The sequence below is a fragment of the Mesorhizobium jarvisii genome (genome assembly GCF_003601985.1).
Taxonomy (GTDB): Bacteria; Pseudomonadota; Alphaproteobacteria; order Rhizobiales; family Rhizobiaceae; genus Mesorhizobium; species Mesorhizobium jarvisii.
Genome location: NZ_QZXA01000002.1, coordinates 72,572 through 90,753 on the forward strand (window position 1 = coordinate 72,572; position 18,182 = coordinate 90,753).

At 64.2% G+C, this 18,182-nt stretch carries 13 protein-coding genes; 4 read left to right on the forward strand and 9 right to left on the reverse strand.

The window, feature by feature from the left end; translation table 11 throughout:
* The first annotated feature begins 18 nt into the window (after positions 1–18).
* On the forward strand, positions 19–567 hold the full coding sequence (locus D3242_RS04190; protein WP_064983730.1) for a gluconokinase: 549 nt from the start codon (positions 19–21) through the stop codon (positions 565–567).
* Positions 568–653: 86 nt separating this feature from the next.
* Here the strand turns inward: D3242_RS04190 and D3242_RS04195 are convergent, their stop codons facing one another.
* Together D3242_RS04195 and D3242_RS04200 are read right to left on the reverse strand one after the other, a co-directional pair.
* Positions 654–1,103 carry an RrF2 family transcriptional regulator gene (locus D3242_RS04195; RefSeq protein ID WP_019859201.1) on the reverse strand — a complete coding sequence of 150 codons (450 nt, stop codon included), beginning with the start codon at positions 1,101–1,103 and terminating at the stop codon, positions 654–656.
* Between the two features lie 249 nt (positions 1,104–1,352).
* Positions 1,353–2,339, reverse strand: coding sequence for a sulfate ABC transporter substrate-binding protein (locus tag D3242_RS04200; RefSeq protein WP_064983732.1), 987 nt, complete (start codon positions 2,337–2,339; stop codon positions 1,353–1,355).
* 246 nt (positions 2,340–2,585) lie between these two features.
* On the opposite strand from D3242_RS04200, the gene D3242_RS04205 reads away from it, so the two are divergent.
* Both D3242_RS04205 and D3242_RS04210 read left to right on the forward strand, forming a co-directional pair.
* The gene (locus D3242_RS04205; RefSeq protein ID WP_064983733.1) at positions 2,586–2,867 is read left to right on the forward strand and encodes a type II toxin-antitoxin system TacA family antitoxin; all 282 of its coding nucleotides are present in this window, start codon (positions 2,586–2,588) and stop codon (positions 2,865–2,867) included.
* Positions 2,867–3,352 carry a GNAT family N-acetyltransferase gene (locus tag D3242_RS04210; RefSeq protein ID WP_064984294.1) on the forward strand — a complete coding sequence of 162 codons (486 nt, stop codon included), beginning with the start codon at positions 2,867–2,869 and terminating at the stop codon, positions 3,350–3,352. Before D3242_RS04205 ends, D3242_RS04210 begins: the two co-directional genes overlap by 1 nt.
* Positions 3,353–3,404: 52 nt before the next feature.
* Here D3242_RS04210 and D3242_RS04215 read toward each other — a convergent pair whose 3' ends face one another.
* The 7 genes from D3242_RS04215 to D3242_RS04245 form a co-directional block, all read right to left on the reverse strand.
* Positions 3,405–4,445 carry a sulfate/molybdate ABC transporter ATP-binding protein gene (locus tag D3242_RS04215; RefSeq protein WP_064983735.1) on the reverse strand — a complete coding sequence of 347 codons (1,041 nt, stop codon included), beginning with the start codon at positions 4,443–4,445 and terminating at the stop codon, positions 3,405–3,407.
* A 69-nt stretch (positions 4,446–4,514) separates the two neighbouring features.
* Complete coding sequence (gene cysW, locus D3242_RS04220) at positions 4,515–5,399, reverse strand: sulfate ABC transporter permease subunit CysW (protein ID WP_019859196.1); 885 nt, start codon at positions 5,397–5,399, stop codon at positions 4,515–4,517.
* A complete protein-coding gene (gene cysT, locus D3242_RS04225; protein ID WP_019859195.1) occupies positions 5,392–6,243 on the reverse strand; it encodes a sulfate ABC transporter permease subunit CysT in 852 nt (283 codons plus the stop codon). The genes cysW and cysT overlap by 8 nt, the downstream gene beginning before the upstream one ends.
* 84 nt (positions 6,244–6,327) lie before the next feature.
* A complete protein-coding gene (locus tag D3242_RS04230) occupies positions 6,328–7,356 on the reverse strand; it encodes a sulfate ABC transporter substrate-binding protein (RefSeq protein ID WP_019859193.1) in 1,029 nt (342 codons plus the stop codon).
* A gap of 204 nt (positions 7,357–7,560) precedes the next feature.
* Positions 7,561–8,292 (reverse strand): M15 family metallopeptidase, encoded by a 732-nt coding sequence (locus D3242_RS04235; RefSeq protein WP_019859191.1) that lies wholly within the window; start codon positions 8,290–8,292, stop codon positions 7,561–7,563.
* Entirely contained in the window at positions 8,285–10,375 is a 2,091-nt protein-coding gene (pbpC, locus tag D3242_RS04240) for a penicillin-binding protein 1C (RefSeq protein ID WP_019859190.1), read from the reverse strand. The genes D3242_RS04235 and pbpC overlap by 8 nt, the downstream gene beginning before the upstream one ends.
* A 108-nt stretch (positions 10,376–10,483) precedes the next feature.
* Positions 10,484–15,982, reverse strand: a complete 5,499-nt coding sequence (locus D3242_RS04245; protein WP_064983736.1) for an alpha-2-macroglobulin family protein — start codon at positions 15,980–15,982, stop codon at positions 10,484–10,486.
* A gap of 271 nt (positions 15,983–16,253) precedes the next feature.
* Here D3242_RS04245 and D3242_RS04250 point away from each other — a divergent pair, with 271 nt between their 5' ends.
* Entirely contained in the window at positions 16,254–18,182 is a 1,929-nt protein-coding gene (locus D3242_RS04250) for an autotransporter assembly complex protein TamA (RefSeq protein ID WP_064983738.1), read from the forward strand.

Below are 18,182 nucleotides of genomic sequence, written 5' to 3' on the forward strand. Positions count from 1 at the left end.
CGGCATCATGCTCTAGCCGTGGACGAAGAAGCAGCGCAGGCGCCGGCGGGCGCTCCCGGTTCGGTGCCTCCGGCGATTGTGGTGATGGGCGTCGCGGGTTGCGGCAAGTCGGCTGTCGGCATTGCGCTGGCGGCCGCGCTGGGGGCCGTCTTCATCGAAGGCGACAGGCTGCATCCGCCGGAGAATGTGGCGCGCATGGCAAGCGGCGAGCCACTTACCGACCAGTTGCGTGAGGGCTGGCTCGACGCCATCGGCGAGCGCATCGCGGCGTCGGTCGGCGAAGGGCAGGGCGTGGTCGCGGCCTGCTCGGCGCTGAAGCGCGGCTATCGCGAGCGCCTGCGCGGTTTTTGCCCCGACATCGTCTTCCTCTATCTGGAGATCGATCCGGCGACGGCAAGGCAGCGGGTCGCCAGCCGCAAGGACCATTTCATGCCGGCAAGCCTGGTCGACAGCCAGTTCGCGATTCTCGAGCCGCCGGGGAGCGATGAGCGGGCGCTGACAATCGACGCGACGCGTCCCGTTGCCGATGCCGTTGCGGACGCGATGCGTCTGCTGGCCAATTCGTAAGCCGGTACCGTCGCCTGTCATGGCATCGCCATGGGCGATCATGGAACCTTGCTATGACAAACGCCGCCCCCAGCCGTCGATCTAGACTAAATCTGCGAGGACAGCTCGACCGGGAAATCGTCGTTATCGGCATCGCGCATGGCTGCGAGGCTTCTGTTATCGAGCACCTCGGCAATGGCCTGGCGCACTTCCAGCATCATGTGCCGGACCTGGCAGGTCGCCTCGTCGCAATCCTCGCAGCGCTGGTACTGCGTGCGGCTGGCGCAGGGGATCGGCGCCAGCGGGCCGTCCAACACGCGCACGACATGGCCGATCTTGATCTCGGAAGCCGGGCGAGCGAGGCGATAGCCGCCTTCCTTGCCCTTGCGGCTCTGGACAAAGCCGGCATTGCGCAATTCGCCCAGAATGGCATCGAGGAATTTCTTCGGGATGTTGTTGGCGACAGCAATGTCGTTGACGAAGGCCAGTTGGCCCGCCGGCAGGCCAGACAGATGCACGAGGGCCTTTAGGCCGTATTTGCCTTTTTTTGTCAGCATGCCCGAGTCAACCCGTTGAAGCCCCAACCACCCCGCATCTGGCGGCTGTTTGTGTGCAAATAATGACGGTTTCGCTGTGCGATGATATTTCGCGAAAACAAGACGCCGAATAGCACGTTAGGCACAAACGCGTTGATTCTTTGTAACGTTTTGCCGGGATGATGCCGTATTCGTCCTGGCTGATGGCAAAAACGAAGAAAGCCGGCTCATTGCCGGCTTTCCTCATCTGTTCAATCCATGCCGCAACCGTCAGCGGCTGCCATAGGCCTGGTCGAGCAGGCCGCCGGCGGCAAAGTGCTCTTTCTGGATCTTGTCCCAGCCGCCGAAGACGTCTTCCACCGTCAGCAGGCGCACGTCCGGGAAATCGGCCTTGTATTTGGCGGCGACGGCTGCATCACGCACCCGGTTGCCGTTCTGGGCGAGGATGTCCTGGCCCTCGGGCGTGTAGAGGAAATCGAGATAGGTCTTGGCCAGTTCGCGCGTGCCGTGCTGGTCGGCGACCTTGTCGACGATCGCCACCGGGAATTCGGCGAGCAGGCTGACCGAAGGCGTGACCTGCTCGAACTTGTCGTCGCCATACTCCTTGCGAATGCCGCGCGTCTCGGATTCGAAGGTGATCAGCACGTCGCCGATCTCACGCTGCACGAAGGTGGTGGTCGCGGCGCGGCCACCCGTGTCGAAGATCGGCACGTTGTTGAACAGCTTGGTGATGAACTCCTTCACCTTGGCATCGTCGCCCTTGAAGGCTTCCTTGGCGTAGGCGGTGGCGGCCAGATAGGTGTAGCGCGCATTGCCCGATGTCTTCGGGTTGGGGAAGATCACCTGCACGTCGTCGCGCACCAGATCGTTCCAGTCCTTGATGTGCTTGGGATTGCCGGCACGCACAAGGAATGAAGGCAGCGAATAGAAGGGCGAGGCGTTGTTGGGGAAGTCCTTCTGCCAGTCGGCGGAGACGAGCCCTTTCTTGACCAGGAAATCGACATCGGTGACCTGGTTGAAGGTGACGACATCGGCGCCAAGCCCTTCGGCAATGGCGCGGGCCTGCGCCGAGGTGCCGGCATGCGACTGGTCGACTGTCACGCCCGGATGCCCGGCGACGAAGGCCTTGTTGACCTGGACGAACAGTTCGCGGCCGACGTCATAGGAGGCGTTGAGCAGCTTGTCGGCCGACCAAGCTTGGGAGGATGCGAGGAACAGGCCGGCAACGGTGGCAGCGCCAAGGAAAAATCGCTTCATGAAAAGGCTCCGGATGCAATGCGTTATGGCTCGACCATAGCCGTGGCGCAGGGGGCGGGGCGAGGCATGGGTTCCAGAGCTTGGCGCTAGTCGCTAGAAAAACCGTTGCCCGAATTGGCGGATCGTAGCATTTTCTTTCAGGTGGGTTCGCTCTGTCTGGCCGGCCCCTTCAGTCCCTCCTGGCAAGGCAACAAGTAGATACACATTGTGTATGCGAAGTGCTATGATGCCGGAAAGGAGTCCTCCATGACAAAGGCCGCCCCTGAGAACCACGCCAAGCCTGTCAATCTGCGTATCCGAGAGGACATGCGCATACTAATTGACCGCGCCGCGAAAATACGCGGGAAAACCCGCTCCGACTTCATGATCGACGCCGCCTACCGTTCGGCTGAGGAGACGCTGCTCGACCAGACCCTGATCAAGGTGGATCCGGAGAGTTACCGGCATTATCTCGACATCCTTGACAAACCGCCAAGCGGGGAGGGTTTTGCGCGCCTTATGAACGCGCCCAAGCCATGGCAGGACTGATGCTATCGGCGCCGGCGCCCCTGGCCGAAAACCACGATCTCGAACTTTTCCAAAGTGGGACTGAAAGCCTCGACCAATGGCTGCGCCGTAGGGCGCGGGCCAACCAAGTCGGTGGCGCGTCTCGGACTTATGTGGTGGCGGAAGGCGCTCGGGTTGTCGGCTATTACTGCCTGTCTTCGGGCGGGCTTGATCTTGCGGAGGCGCCTGGCCCCATCCGTCGCAACATGCCGGATCCCATCCCAATGGTCGTACTCGGGCGCCTTGCCGTGGACGCAGGCTGGCAAGGCAAGGGGCTGGGTGCCGCGCTACTGCAAGACGCCGTTCTGCGCGCCGGCCACGCCGCGACGATCCTCAGGATTCGCGGCATTTTCGTTCATGCCATATCGGATGAGGCGAAAGCCTTCTACGAGCACTACGGCTTCGCGGCTTCTCCGAAGCATCCAATGACCTTGGTGCTATCGTTGAAGGGCCTGGTGAAAGCTTAGGTCACTGCCATCGGTCCGAGATGTCCCTTTGGCGTACCAAATCACCGTGGCCCTAGGCCGCGGGAAACAGCTTCCAACGCCCCGGACGGAACGCCACCCGGCTCTTCTGCGCCGCGGGATGTCCGACGGGCAGTTCGATCTCGACCCGCTGGCGTTCGCCGCCGATCTCGAGTTCGACGCGCCGGGTGCCGGCGACGCGGCGGCTGGCGGCGACCGTGCCGGCGATGCAGCCGCTGCAGCCATCGAGCAGTTCGACGTCGTGCGGGCGGAAATAGAGCGTCGCCTCGCCCTCGGGCGCGTGCGGCGCCGACAGCCCGATCGGGCGATCAGCGAGCCAGATCTCGCCATTCTCGACCTTGACGGGAAGCGAGCTCGATTCGCCGATAAAGCCGTAGACGAAGGGTGAGTTCGGCGTGTCATAGATATCGTCGGCGGTACCGACCTGCTCGATGCGGCCCTGGCTCATCACCACGACGCGGTCGGCAAGTTCCAGCGCCTCTTCCTGGTCGTGGGTGACGAAGACGGTGGTGTGGCCGGTGCGGTCATGGATCTCGCGCAACCAACGGCGCAACTCGCGGCGCACCTGCGCATCGAGCGCGCCGAACGGCTCGTCGAGCAAAAGCACCTTGGGTTCGATCGCCATGGCACGCGCCAGCGCGACACGCTGGCGCTGGCCGCCGGAGAGCTGTGCCGGATAGCGCTTCTCCAGCCCTGAAAGCTGGACGAGGTCGAGAAGCTCGGAAGCGCGACGGCGGATTTCTGCTGCCGGCGGCCGCGAGGCCCCGTTCCGGACCTTCAGGCCGAAGCCGATATTGTCGGCCACCGTCATGTGCCGGAACAGCGCATAGTGCTGGAAGACGAAGCCGACATTGCGCTCTTGGATCGACTTCTGCGAAGCATCCTCGTCGCCGAAGAAGATCCTGCCGCGCGTCGGCCGTTCCAGCCCGGCGATCAGCCTGAGCAGCGTCGTCTTGCCGGAGCCTGACGGCCCCAGCAAAGCGATCAGTTCGCCCGACTTGATGTCGAGCGACACGTCATGGAGCGCTGGAAACCGCTCGAACTCCTTGCGCACGTTGGCAACGCGAACTTCCATTTACAAAACCTTTTTTGGTGGATGCATGTCGTTGTCCCAAAACCGGTAGCCATTTTTGGGCGACATGCATCAATGTCCGCGCGTCGCGGCGAGTTCGGCGCCGTAGCGCATCTCGAGCAGTGTTTTCAAGACCAGCGTGACGAGCGCCAGCCCGGCAAGCAGTGAAGCGACGGCAAAAGCACCGACGGCATTGTACTCGTTGTAGAGGATTTCGACATGCAGCGGCATGGTGTTGGTCAGGCCGCGTATATGGCCCGACACCACCGACACCGCGCCGAATTCGCCCATGGCGCGCGCGTTGCACAGCAGCACGCCGTAGAGCAGGCCCCATTTGACGTTGGGCAGCGTCACATACCAGAAGGTCTGCCAGCCATTGGCGCCAAGCGAAAGGGCGGCTTCCTCATCGCCATTGCCCTGTTCCTGCATCAGCGGGATCAGTTCGCGGGCGACGAAGGGGAAGGTGACGAAGACGGTGGCCAGCACAATGCCGGGCACGGCGAACAGGATCTGGATGCCGTGTGCCTTCAGCCACTCACCGAGCAGCCCTTGCGCCCCGAACAGCAGCACATAGACCAGGCCCGAGATGACCGGCGAGACCGAGAAGGGCAGGTCGATCAGCGTGGTGAGAAACGCCTTGCCCTTGAACTCGAACTTGGCGATCGCCCAGGCGGCGGAGATGCCGAAGACGACATTGAGCGGCACCGAGATCGCCGCGACAAGCAGTGTCAGGTGGATGGCCGAGCGTGCGTCCGGCTCGCCCAATGCCTGCGTATAGGCGCCGACGCCTTTTGCCAGCGCCTCGTGGAAGACGATGATCAGCGGCAAAAGCAGGAAGACGCCGAGGAAGACAAAAGCGATCGCCATCAGCACGGCCTGTGCCGGACGGCTCTCGGTCACCGCCGCCGAGCGGCTCTCATGGTAGGGTTCGTAGGATTTGATTTCGGGATCAGCCATAGCGCTTGCGGCTCCATGTCTGCACGAGATTGACGACCAGAAGCATGACGAACGACAGGGCCAGCATGATCGCAGCGATCGCGGTCGCCGCCGGGTAATTGTATTCCTCCAGCCGGATGACGATCAGCAGCGGTGCGATCTCGGATTTGTAGGGCAGGTTGCCGGCGATGAAGATGACCGAGCCGTATTCGCCGACGCCGCGTGCGAAGGCCAGCGAGAAGCCGGTGATGATGGCCGGCGCCAGGCCCGGAAACAGCACGCGGGTGATGATCTGGAAGCGGCTGGCGCCAAGCGTGGCGGCGGCTTCCTCCACCTCCTTATCGATCTCTTCCATGATCGGCTGCACGGTGCGCACGACGAAGGGCAGGCCGATGAAGACCAGTGCCACGACGATGCCGAGCGGCGTATAGGCGACCTTGATGCCGAGCGGCATCAGCAATTTGCCGATCCAGCCATTCGGCGCATAGAGCGTGGTGAGCGCAATGCCGGCCACCGCGGTCGGCAGGGCGAAGGGCAGGTCGACCATGGCGTCGACAATGCGGCGGCCGGGAAAGCGGTAGCGCACCAGTACCCAGGCAACCAGCGTGCCGAAGACGACATTGACAGCCGCCGCGAGGAAGGCGGTGCCGAAGCTGATTTCCAGCGCGTTGATGGTGCGGCGGTCGCTGGCGATCGCCCAGAATTCAGCCCAGCCGAGCGAGGCCGAGCGCCAGATCAGCCCGGACAGCGGAATGAGGATGATGAGGGTGAGGTAGGCAAGGGAGAAGCCGAGCGTCAATCCGAAACCCGGAATGACACTCGGCTGCCTGAATCGCCACCCCGCCTGCGCGGGTGCTGTGGTCATGGAGTTCTGGATCGTCCCTTCTTACTCAACCAGATTTTCGCTGAAAGAAGCCCATTCGCGGGCTTCTTCGGGCACTGCCCAACCTCACTGGGCCGGCTTGTAGATCTGGTCGAATATACCACCATCGCCGAAATGATAAGGCTGCGCCTTCTTCCAGCCGCCGAAAAGCGGATCGTCGATGGAGATCAGCTTGATGTCGGGGGTCTTGGGCAGATCCGCCGGCGCCACCAGTTCGGGCTTGGCCGGACGATAGTGGTTCTTGGCGATGATCGTCTGGCCTTCCTTGGAATAGAGCCAGCCGAGATAGGCTTCCGCCACCTTGCGCGTGCCCTTGGCATCGACATTGGCATCGACGATCGCCACCGGCGGCTCGGCCAGGATCGATGTCGGCGGATAGACGATCTCGAAATTGTCGGCACCGAATTCGTCGAGCGCCAGATAGGCGTCGTTTTCCCAGCCGATCAGCACGTCGCCGATGCCCTTTTGCGCGAAGGTGACGGTCGAGCCGCGCGCGCCGGTGTCGAGAACCGGGGCATTGGCGTAAAGCTTGCCGACGAATTCCCTGGTCTTGGCTTCGTCGCCGCCATCATGGGCATTGGCGTAGGCCCAGGCGGCGAGATAGTTCCAGCGGGCGCCACCCGAGGTCTTCGGATTGGGGGTGATCACCTGGGTGCCATCCTTGACCAAGTCGCTCCAGTCGTGGATGCCCTTGGGATTGCCCTTGCGGACCAGGAAGATGATGGTCGAGGTGTAAGGCGCTGAATTGTTTTCGAATTTCTTGCGCCAGTCGGGATTGATCTTCTTCGATTTGGAGACGATGGCGTTGATGTCGCCTTCGAGCGCCAGCGTCACTACGTCGGCGTCGAGGCCGTCGATCACGGCGCGCGCCTGGGCGCCCGATCCGCCATGCGACTGCTGGATGGTTACCGTCTCGCCGGTCTCGGCTTTCCAGTGGGCGGCGAAGGCCTCGTCATAGGCCTTGTAGAGCTCACGCGTCGGATCATAGGACACGTTCAGGATGGTGGTGTCGGCGAACGCGAAACCGAGCGTGCCGAACTGGACAGATGTGGCGACCAGAGCGCCGAGCAGTTTCCGGAAATGAGGTTTGGTCATTTCTGCCTCCGTTGAACCCGCGCCAAATCTAGCGAATTGATAGAAATTAGATGCATCCAATGTTGCCTTTTTTGTCCTCCTGAAGAAAATCTTCGACGATCTTCGGTCGCATGGGGAAATATTTTCCTCGCCGGCGCTCGGCGCGGATTCGAGGTTCTATCTAGGGATGCGCGGTGCCGAGGCAAGGCGCGCTGGTCCGGCAAATCACTCGGCGCTCACCGGGAAATCGAAGCGCTGGGTGGGAAAGGGCTCATGCCGGAGTGTATAGTGCCACCATTCGCGCGCGTAGTTCTTGAAGCTGCCGGCACGCATGGCCTCGACGAGCAGCCTGCGGTTTGCTGTCGCTTCATTGCCGAGCGGGCGATGCGCCGTCTCGCTCATCGGGTCGAAACAGTCGAAACCGCTGCCGAAATCGAGCGTATCGGCATCGATGGCGCCGCAAGCGGATTTGGCGACGGATGGGCCGTCGGCCCGCGCGATCGCGACATCGACGGTCGAACCGCGCGAATGGGTCGACAGTTCGCCGACATAACCTTTGGCGATGAGGTCGCCACGCCGAACCCCGGGATACCATCGCGGATCGGGCGGCCCGCCTTGTCGCGTCCAGTCGCCCATGTCGGCGACGGCACGGGCAGGGCGGTAGCAGTCGAAGACCACCAGCGTCAGGCCTTTCGCGGCGATGGCCTGCTGGACGCTGGCAAGAGCTTGCGCCGCCTGCAAGGTGAGAATGCAGACAGGTGCATCGTAGCCGGTCACCTTGCGGTGGAGGAAATTGTCCGATCCGGCGTAGCGGATGTCCTGATAGATCGACGGGGCGATATCGGCGAGGCGGACGAAGCCGGCGGGCAGGGGGTCGGCAAGTGCCGGCAGAACGGGAGCGACAACCGTCAGCGCGAAAAAGCCAACGCGCAGAATCGCCTGGCGCACTCTATTCAACGAACACTTTCACGCTGGCCGCTCGCCCGGCCGCGTCGATCACGGTCAGCGTCGAATAGCCGGCGCCGTCCGGTTGCCAGGTCGCGGTACGGCGGCGGTCGAGGCCAACCAGCGGTTTGCCGTTCGCAAGCCAGCGGAACGGCGCACGGCCGCCTTGCAGTTTGAGCACCAGCGGCGTGGCGTCGGCGGAATTCGTGGCGAGGTCGACGCGGGCGCCGTCCGGCGGGAAGATGATTGTCGGCGCGGGCTCGGTCGGCGTCGCCTGCACCAGGCCATCGGCGCCGGCGCCGAAGCGGGCAAGCGTCACCGGCAGGTCCTCGCGCTTGGGGGTGAAGGCGCCGGGCGGCTTGCTCGGCAGCGGCACGGTGGCAAGGCCCGAGCGGACAAAGCCCTCGAACAGGATGGGGGCGGCCGAGACGTAGCCGGAAAGGCCCGGCACGGCGCTGGCATCGGGACGCCCGACCCAGACACCCAGTACATAGCGGCCGTCGAAGCCGACCGACCAGGCGTCGCGGTAGCCGTAGGAGGTGCCGGTCTTGTAGGCGATGCCGCGCTGCAAGGCGCCTTCGGGTGGCTTGACCCCCGACAAGATGTCGATGATCTGCCAGTTCGCCTGATCGTTGAGGATGGTGGCGGTGGTGCGCTCGGCATTGGCCGGCTCGGTGCCGTCATGCAGCGTGTGCGTCTTGCCGCCATTGGCGAGCCCCGTATAGAGCTGGACCAGGTCGCGCAGCGTGACGCCGACGCCGCCGAGGCCGATGGCCAGGCCCGGCGCCTCGTTGATCGGCAGGATAGGGTTGACGCCGGCTTGGCGGAAGCGCGCGGTCAGCCGCGCCGGACCGACCGCGTCGAGCACGCGGATCGCCGGCACGTTGAGCGACAATTGCAGCGCCTGGCGGACGCTGACATCGCCCTGATAACCCATGTCGAAATTCTTGGGCCGGTAGCCGCCGAAATCGACCGGGCTGTCCTCGATCAGCGTTTCCTGCGCCACCAGTCCCTGTTCGAAGGCGAGCCCGTAGATGAACGGCTTCAGCGTCGAGCCGGGCGAGCGCACGATCTTGGTCATGTCGATCCAGCCGGAACGGCTGGCATCGAAGAAATTGGCCGAGCCGACTTCGCCGAGAATCTCGCCGGTGCGTGAATCGGCCAGCACCATGGCGACGGACAGACGCGGTCCAAGCTTGGTCGCGGCGTCGCGCGCCACCTGTTCCAGTCCTTCCTGGACGCTTTTGCGGATCGTGAGTTTGAGCGGCTGGCCGGGGACGGCCCTGGGCAGCATCGCATAGGCGGCGTGCGGGGCAAGCGCCGGCAAGGTGCGGCGTAGGCCCGACACGTCGTCAAGCGCGGCGCGCGCGGCCTCGCGTTCGCCGATCAGGCCCGACGAGACCATGCGGGTCAGCACACGGTCACGGGCGGCGTGGGCGATTGCCAAGTTGCGGTCGGGCCGGCGCTTCTCCGGCAATTGGGGCAAGGCGACGAGCAGGGCGGCTTCGGAGACGGTGAGCCGCTTCGGCTCCTTGCCGAAATAGGCAAGCGAAGCGGCGCGCACGCCTTCGAGGTTGCCGCCATAGGGCGCCAGCGTCAGATAGCGTTCGAGGATCTCGCGCTTGGACAGCCGCCGCTCGATCTGGATGGCGCGCAGCATCTGCTTGATCTTGGAGCCGAGGCTGCGGCTTTCGCGCGGCTCGATCAGGCGGGCGAGCTGCATCGAAAGCGTCGATCCGCCGGAGACGATGTGGCCGCTGGTGATGAGCTGGCCGGCGGCGCGGCCAAGCGCCAGAACGTCGACGCCCTGATGGTCCCAGAAGCGCTTGTCCTCATAGGTGACCAGCATGTCGACGAACTGCTTGTCGACCTGGTCGAGCCGGGTTTCGAGCCGCCAGTAGCCGTCCGGCGTGGCGAAGGCGCGCAACAGCTGGCCATCGCGGTCCTGGACTTCGGTCGAGACCGTGAGCTCAGCCGGCAAGGGTGGCGGGAAGGCGCGGTCGAGTTCCCACAGGGTGGCGACCGATAGCGCGAGGATGCCGGCGCAGGAAGCTGCCGTTATGGCGGCGCGGCGGAGGAACTTTCTTGAAAGCATGGCGCCGCCCCTCATCCGGCTGCTGCCACCTTCTCCCCGTATAGTGACGGGGAGAAGGAAGCTGTGATGATCGCCATCGCCATTTGCATGATCGCCACCACAGGCGCCTTAAGGTGCCTTGATCTCCATCATGCCGGTGGCGGTGCGGGCCGAATATTGCGGCCGGTACATGTCTTCCACCGTCGCCGCCGGATGGGCGTAGGTGCCCGGCGTCACGGCGCGCACGACATAGGCGAGCGTCAGATTGTGGTCGTGATCGCCGTCGGCCGGGTTGAACGCCGCGACGAAACGGTCGTCGCGGAATTCGAGATGAGCGGCGTCGGTCTGCGCCAGCCAGGAGAAGTTCGTCAACTGGGCGCTGGAGACCAGGCCGGGATTGTCGATCTCGAAGCCGGCCGGCAACAGGTCGGTGACCAGCAGGCGCGACGGCCAGCTGTTCTGCTCGGTGACCTTGAGCACGACGACATAGCGTTCGTTCTGGGTTGCCTCCGTCACATTGGCTTCGGTGCCGTCGAGCTTGTAGTAGGTGCGGCTGATGGTGAAGCCGTCACCGCCGGCCGGCAGGGGCTGGATCGGCGACGCCACGGTGGTGACGACGGCCTGCAGCGGGGTCTTGCCGGTGTTGGCGATTTCGAGCGGGCTGTCGACCAGTTCGGAGCCGTTGACCTGGTTGGAATAGCCGCCCGAATGCGGCGCGCCATTGACGGAGAGCGCAATCGAGTCATTGCCTTCTTTCAGCGCGCGGGCCGCCAGCAGCATCCAGGAATCGTCCTGGGTGCTGGTCCAGCGCGCTTCGGCGCGTTGCCGTGTCACCAGCTTGATCAGCTCCGGCACGACCGACGACACCGGCTTCGATTCCGCCGCCAGCGACAGCATCGCCGCGCCGTCACGCAGCGCCGAACCGTAGTCGGAGCGGTACCAGTCGTAGTCGGTGCTCGATTTGGCGAGCTGCAGCGCGGTCTTGAACGTCGCCTCCGAGCGCTGGGTGTCGCCGTAGAGCGCAAGGCTCGCCGCAAGCTGGGCAACGGCCATCGGGCTCGAGAAGGCTTCGAGCTGGGTGTCGGCATAGTAGCGCAGGTCGCCGATCGAGGCCTTCTTGTTGCGGGCCAGGACGTAGAGGGCGTAGGCGATCTCGCTGCCGCGGTCCTGTACGCTCTGGTCGTAGCCGAGCGAGTTCTGCAGATTGCTCAGCGCCTGGTTCATGGCCTGCGCCGGAACGTCGTATTTCTGCTCGCGTGCCCGGGTCAGGAACTCGCTGACATAGGCGTCGAGCCACAGATCGCCGGAGCCCGGACCCCACAGGCCGAAGCTGCCGCTCGAGGACTGGTAGCTCAGAACCTTGTAGATGGCATCCTGGATACGGCCATGCAGGTCGGGGTCGCTTTCCATGCCGATGCCGGAGGCCATCTCGTTGACATAGAGGAGCGGCATGGCGCGGCTGGTGGTCTGCTCGGCGCAACCATAGGGGTAGCGATCGAGCGTCATCAGCAGCGAGGGCACGTCGAAGGCAGCCGCCTGCGAAACGCCGACGCTGACGGAAGCACCCTCAAGCAGGCTTGCCGCCAGCAGTTCCTTGTCGACGCGCAGCGCGCCGCCATTGCCCTTGAGGTCGACCACAAGGCGCGTGGTGACCGGCAATTGCGCCGGGCGCGCGGGCACGTAGAGCGTCTGCTCGACCTTGGTGCCGTCGGCGTGCGCCAGCTTGATGGTGAGCGAGGCATTACCCGGCGTCTTGGCGATCAGCGGCACGGTCAGCGTCTGGCGCTTGCCCTGGGCGAGCGTCAGCTTCTGGGGCAAGGGCTTGTCGCCCGTCGACAGGTCGCCTGTCGTGTCGATCGAGAAGGCATAGTCGCCGGCCGGGCCGTCGGTGTCGGCCACGTCAAGCCGCATGACGGCATTGTCGCCGGGCGCCAGGAAGCGCGGCAGGCCGGCGGTGATGACCACCGGATCGCGCACGATGACATCCGACGTGGCATGGCCGACCGCTTCCTTGGTCCAGGCGACGGCCATGACGCGCACGGTGCCGTTGAACTGCGGGATGTCGAAGTCGATCCGTGCCTTGCCGTCGGCGTCGAGCTGGACCGGGCCGGAGAAGAAGGCGACCAGCTTTTCGGTGGGCGGGCTGCCTTGCGCCTGCATGTTGGCGCCGTCACCGCCGGTCCTGAGCTTGCCGGTGGTGCCGAGCGAACCGTCGATCAGGCGGCCATAAATGTCACGGATCTCCATGCCCAGCATGCGCTGACCGAAGAACCAGTTCTCCGGGTCCGGCGCCTTGTAGTTGGTCAGGTTGAGGATGCCGACATCGACGGCGGCGACCATGACATAGGCGTTGGTCCCTGGCTGCACGCCGGCCACGGAAACCGGGATCGACAGCTGCTGGCGCGGCATGGTCTTGTCCGGCGGCGTCAGCGTGACCGCGAGCTTCTTGGCGCCCGGATCGACCGTCAGCCATTTCACGCCGATGGCGCGGGCCGGCATGCGCGTCTCCTGCGCATCGCCCGGCCGGAACAGGGTTGCCGTGACATAGGCGCCGGCGCCCCAGTCGTCACCGACGGGAATGTCGACGGTGCTGCCGCCGGCTGGCACGGTGGCCGTGATGGTCTTCAACAGCTTGTCGGATCCGATATTGATCAGAAGTTCGCCGGCAAAATGCGGCGAGACCTTCAGCTTGGCCACTTCGCCCGCGGCATAATTGTCCTTGTCGAGAGCGATTTCGAGGCCGTCAGGCGTTTCGGTGGTGGTCGAGGCGACATACCAGCCGGCGTCGAACTCATAACTGGTCGCGGGACCCTCGGGGTCCGAGGTCTCGACCTCGAGCCGGTACTGGCCCCAATCGACCGGCACGGAAACGGTGGCGTCGCCATCGGCGCCGAGGTCGATCTGGCCATTGGCGATCGATTTGGTGAAGGTCACCGGCTCGTAGCTCCACGAATTGTTGGAGCGGTACCATTGGTAATTGCGTTCGACCTTGACCAGCGTCCACTGCGCGCCTTTCAGCGCCTCGCGCTTGCCGGCCGGATCGACCGCGATCAGGCTGAACTTGGCCGTGCCGCCCTGCGGCACCTCATCATCGGCGAAGTCCGGACGGATGCCGATCATATGGCCTTGCGGGCGGATACCGATGTTGAGCGAGCGCTCGATGGCGCGGCCGCCGGTTTCGCGCATGCGCACCGTCACCTTGCCGTCGACCAGCTTGGTGGTCGAGGGCAACTGGTCGACGGTAACAGGGAAGGTCGCCTTGCCGTCATCGCCAACCACCGGCAGGTTGGTCAGCGGCGTGACCGTGGGCTCAGCCGACTGCTCATCGGCGAGGCCGAAGGAGAAGTTGGGGAAGCGGTCCCAGTCGCGCGCCGTCGACAGCGTCAGCTCGCCTTCCAGCGCCAGGCCCGCCGCCGGCGCGCCATAGAGGAAGCGGCCGTCAATGTTGATGTTGGCGGTTTCGCCGCGCTCGATCTCCTGCTTGTCGGCCTTCATGTCGAATTCGATGCGATCCGGCACGAAATCCTCGACCAGGAACATCTGGCTGGCGACCGCCGGCTGCTTCGGGTCGGTGTAGATCGACACCGACCAGGTGCCGCGCATGGCATTGGGTTCTAGCGGCAGGTCGACGGCATGGCCGCCGGCCGAAGCGCCGTCACTGACGATGCGGCGGTCCTCGACGCCGTCGGGACGCGAGAAGATGAAGGTCAGCGGCAGGTTCTCGACCGCCTTGGCGGCGCCATCGCGGGCAAGGGCCGCGACATGGACATCCTCGCCGGCGCGGTAGATGCCACGCTCGGTCCAGGCATAGACGTCGAGCGCGCCGGGCGCCGCGCGCCCGGTGACGCCGCGGTCCGACAGATCGAAGCCGGCCTTGGACATGTCGAGGAAGACGAAATCATTGTCGCCCTGTTTGGCCATCAGCACGGCCGGCACCATGCCGCCGTCGCCGCGCGTCAGGCCGGGATTGAAGACGGCATGGCCGTCGGCATCCGATGTCGCGGTGCCGAGAACCTCGTTGTTCCTGGCAACCAGCGTCAGTTCGGCGCCGGCGATCGGCTTGGCCGAGCCCAGCGAACGGGCAAAGACATTGAGCCCGTCCTGGCCGGTATAGGTCGACAGGCCGATGTCGGAGACGACGAACCACTGCGTGGCCAACGAATTGTAGTCGTCGCCTTTGCCGTCGACGGCCTGTGCGGTCAGCACATAGACGCCGGGCTTGCGCTGCGGCAGCGCTTCGTCGACCGGGAAGGAGGTGGTGACCTCCTTGTTGAGGTCGTTGACGATGTCGAGCTTGCCCTGCCAGACCGGGGCGCCCATCTGCTCGGAAATGTTGGAAATATCATAGCCGTCGAGCTGGTGCAGAAACTGGTAGCCCGACAGAAGCTGCGCCAGCGAACGATCGCCGATGCGGTAGAGCTTCATCTCGGCGGCGTTCATGTTGACGGTGACGACCGGAATGCCGCGGCGCGCGCCGGACGGCAGCACGAAACTGTCACCGGTGAAGCGGGCGGAAGGGGCGCGGTCCTGCACATAGATCGACAGCACCACGGGAGCGGCGGTCACTTCGCCGATGGCCGCCGGCAGGCCGGCGCGGAAGGTGACATCATAATGCTGGCCGTGTTCGAGGCCTTCGACGCAGATCTGCTTGTCCTTGGCCTCGACGCCCTTCGGCGGCGCATTATCGACGGTGACGAACTGCGCGTAGTCGACGCCGGTCTTGACCAGTTCCTCGGAGAATTGCGCGCAGATGCGGGGCGCGCTGGTGTCGGCATCGACGCTGTGGTCGACGACACGGAAACCCTTGCGGGCCTTGAGATCGGCATAGTCGGCCTGCACGGCCGGCGACGTCACGAGCGCAAGGCTCGCCTCATAGGCCTGCAGGGCCGGGCGGTAGAGATCGCGCTTGTCGAGGCCGGCGCCAAGCAGCGCCAGCACGTCCGCGCGGGTCTTGGTGGTGCGCAAGAGCTTGTAGGCGTTGAAGGCGGCCGAAGTGGCGTTCATCGGCAAGGTCGAGGCTTCGGAGGTGTTGGCGGCGGGCTGCACGGCCAGCGTTTCACGCGCCAGATTGAGCCAGAGCTGGCCATCATCGGGCATCACCGAGACCGCAGCCTCGTATTTCTGCATGGCGGAGCGATGGTCGCCGGTCAGCATGGCCTGTTCGGCCGAGTTGATCAGGGCGGCCATGCCTTCGGTCGGCTTGTCGAAGGCCGGGCCAAGCAGCCTGTTGCGGTATTGCTGGGCCTGGTCGGCCATCCAGTTGGGGAAGAAGGTCAGTTCCGGCGGCGCGCCGATATCGGGATCGCCGTCAATGTTGACGACCTTGCCGGCGACCGCGCCGTTGAACGGTTTGATTTGGTTGTAGTCGGATTTGAGAAAGCACCATTTGGCCTTGGTGTTGTAGGTGAAGGCGCGGCAGGCCCGATCGCCAAGGCATGTCGTCTTGCACTGGTCGAGGGTGACATTCTGGTCGGATCTGAGATCAAAGCCGAAATAGTCGGAATTGTCCGTCGTTGCGATTCGCCGGGCCTCGGCCGCTTGCGCGACACCATTCCAGTCCAAGACATTGGCCCAGGCGAAGAAGAGAAGGATCAGGATCGACAGACCACGAGCCGCGCGCATTGCCATAACACCCTCCAGACAATTGCAGACGTCCAGGCATGTTCAAGCTTCAGTCAAGCTTGTCAACGCAGGACGCGGCAGGGTTCCGCCTGCCAACGGTTTCCTTTCCGGCCGATGACCGGTAGTACCACCATAGGACAGGGGATCACGCATTCTTGCGGCGACGCAAAAGGTGTGAATTCCAAGCCCGTCCTATTTCAGACAATTGGATTGTGGCCCCTTTACGAGCGCTTCAGAACTTCATTCCAATTTTAGTTTTGTAACCTAGGTTGTCTTAATGCCGGCGCATGAAGAGCAGATGTCAGGAGGGACCGCGCCAGGGCGCGTGCTTCCGCGCGCCCTGCTTTTGGCCATGATGTGCGCGAGCGTGCTGGCCGCCGAATCAAGTCCTGCGGCCGCGTTCGAGCTTTTCGGCATCAAGTTGTGGGGATCGTCCAAAGATCAGGACGCCGATATCGTCGATCCCCTGCGCTATGCCGTGACCATCACCGCGCCCGATGCCGACAAGGATCTGGTCAAGAAGCTCGAAAACGCCTCGGCGCTGAAGGGCGACGAGGATCGGCCGGTTTCCGGTTCGCTCGGGCTGATGGCCAAGGCGCGCAGCGACCGTGAACAACTGGTTGCCGCCCTTTACGCCGATGCCCGCTACGAAGGCGTGGTCACCATCACCATCGACGGCAAGCCGCTCGACGAACTGCCGCCGGATGCAGAATTCAAGGGGCCGCAGCCCATTCCGGTGGCGATCAATATCGCCGCCGGCCCGAAATTCACGCTTGGCGATATCAGGCTGGAGGGCGACGCGGCGGGCTTGATGAGCGCCGATTACGGCTTGATATCCGGCGGTGACGCCGGATCCGGCGCCGTGCTCAAGGCCGAGGCGCTGATCGTGCGGACGCTGAAGGAGCAGGGCAGGCCGCTGGCCAAGGTGACCGACCGGCAGATTGTCGCCGACCATACCACCTCGACGCTGGACGTGACACTGACGGTCGCGGCCGGGCCGGTCGCCGGCTATGGCGCGACCACGGTGGAGGGTACCGAGAAGGTCGATCGCGACTTCACCGAATACATGACCGGGCTGAAGCGTGGCAAACAGTACTCGCCGCAGGAGATCAGCGACGCGCGCGACCGGCTGCTGGCGCTGGAGGTCTTCAACAGCGTCACCTTCAAGGAAGCCGACAAGCTCGACGCCGACGGCAACATTCCGATCGGCGTCCAGGTCAGCGAGCGCAAGCCGCGCTATTTCGGCCTGGGCGGCACCTTCTCGAACACGGAAGGGCTGGGCCTGGAAGGCTATTGGGGACACCGCAACCTGTTTGGTCACGCCGAAAAGCTGCGCATTGATGGCGCCATCAGCGGCATCGGCAGCAACAATCTGTCCGATCTGAACTACAATGCCGGTATCATGTTCGAGAAACCCGGCGTGATCGGGCCGGCGTCGAAGTTCTTTGCCAGCTTCAAGACGGTGCTCGAGCATCCGGATGCGTATGACCATTTCTCGGTCAAGGGCAGCACCGGCCTGTCCTACGAACTCGACAAGAAGCAGACGGTCTCGGCGGAAGTGGCGCTCGACTATTCCAGGATCACGGATGCGTTCGGCAAGCACACCTACCTCATCGCCAGCGTTCCCCTGCAATATGTCTACGACAACAGGGATAGCAGGCTGAACCCGACCAGGGGCTTCCGGGTGCTGGCCTATGCCGAGCCGAGCTACGACATATTGAGCGGTGCCGCCTTCCTCAAGCTGAAGGGCGAGGGATCGGCCTATCAGTCGCTGGATACGGCGTCGAAATTCGTGCTGGCCGAGCGTGTCGCCATCGGATCGATCGTCGGGACCGGGCTGCAGAACGTTCCGGCCGACCGGCGCTTCTACTCCGGCGGTGGCGGTTCGGTGCGTGGCTATGCCTATCAGGGCATCGGCCCGAAAGACTTCACCGGCCAGCCGATCGGCGGCCTGTCCTTCTTCGAGACCTCGGTCGAAATGCGCATCGCGGTCACCGACACGATCGGTATCGTGCCGTTCGTCGATGCCGGCACGGTGTCGACCAAGTCGGTGCCCAACTTCTCCGACGTCAAGGTCGGCGCCGGTGTCGGCCTGCGCTACGTCACGCCGTTCGGCCCGCTGCGCATCGATGCGGCCGTGCCGCTCAACCGCGATCCCAGCGATCCGCATTTCGGCATCTACGCAGGCATCGGGCAGGCGTTCTGA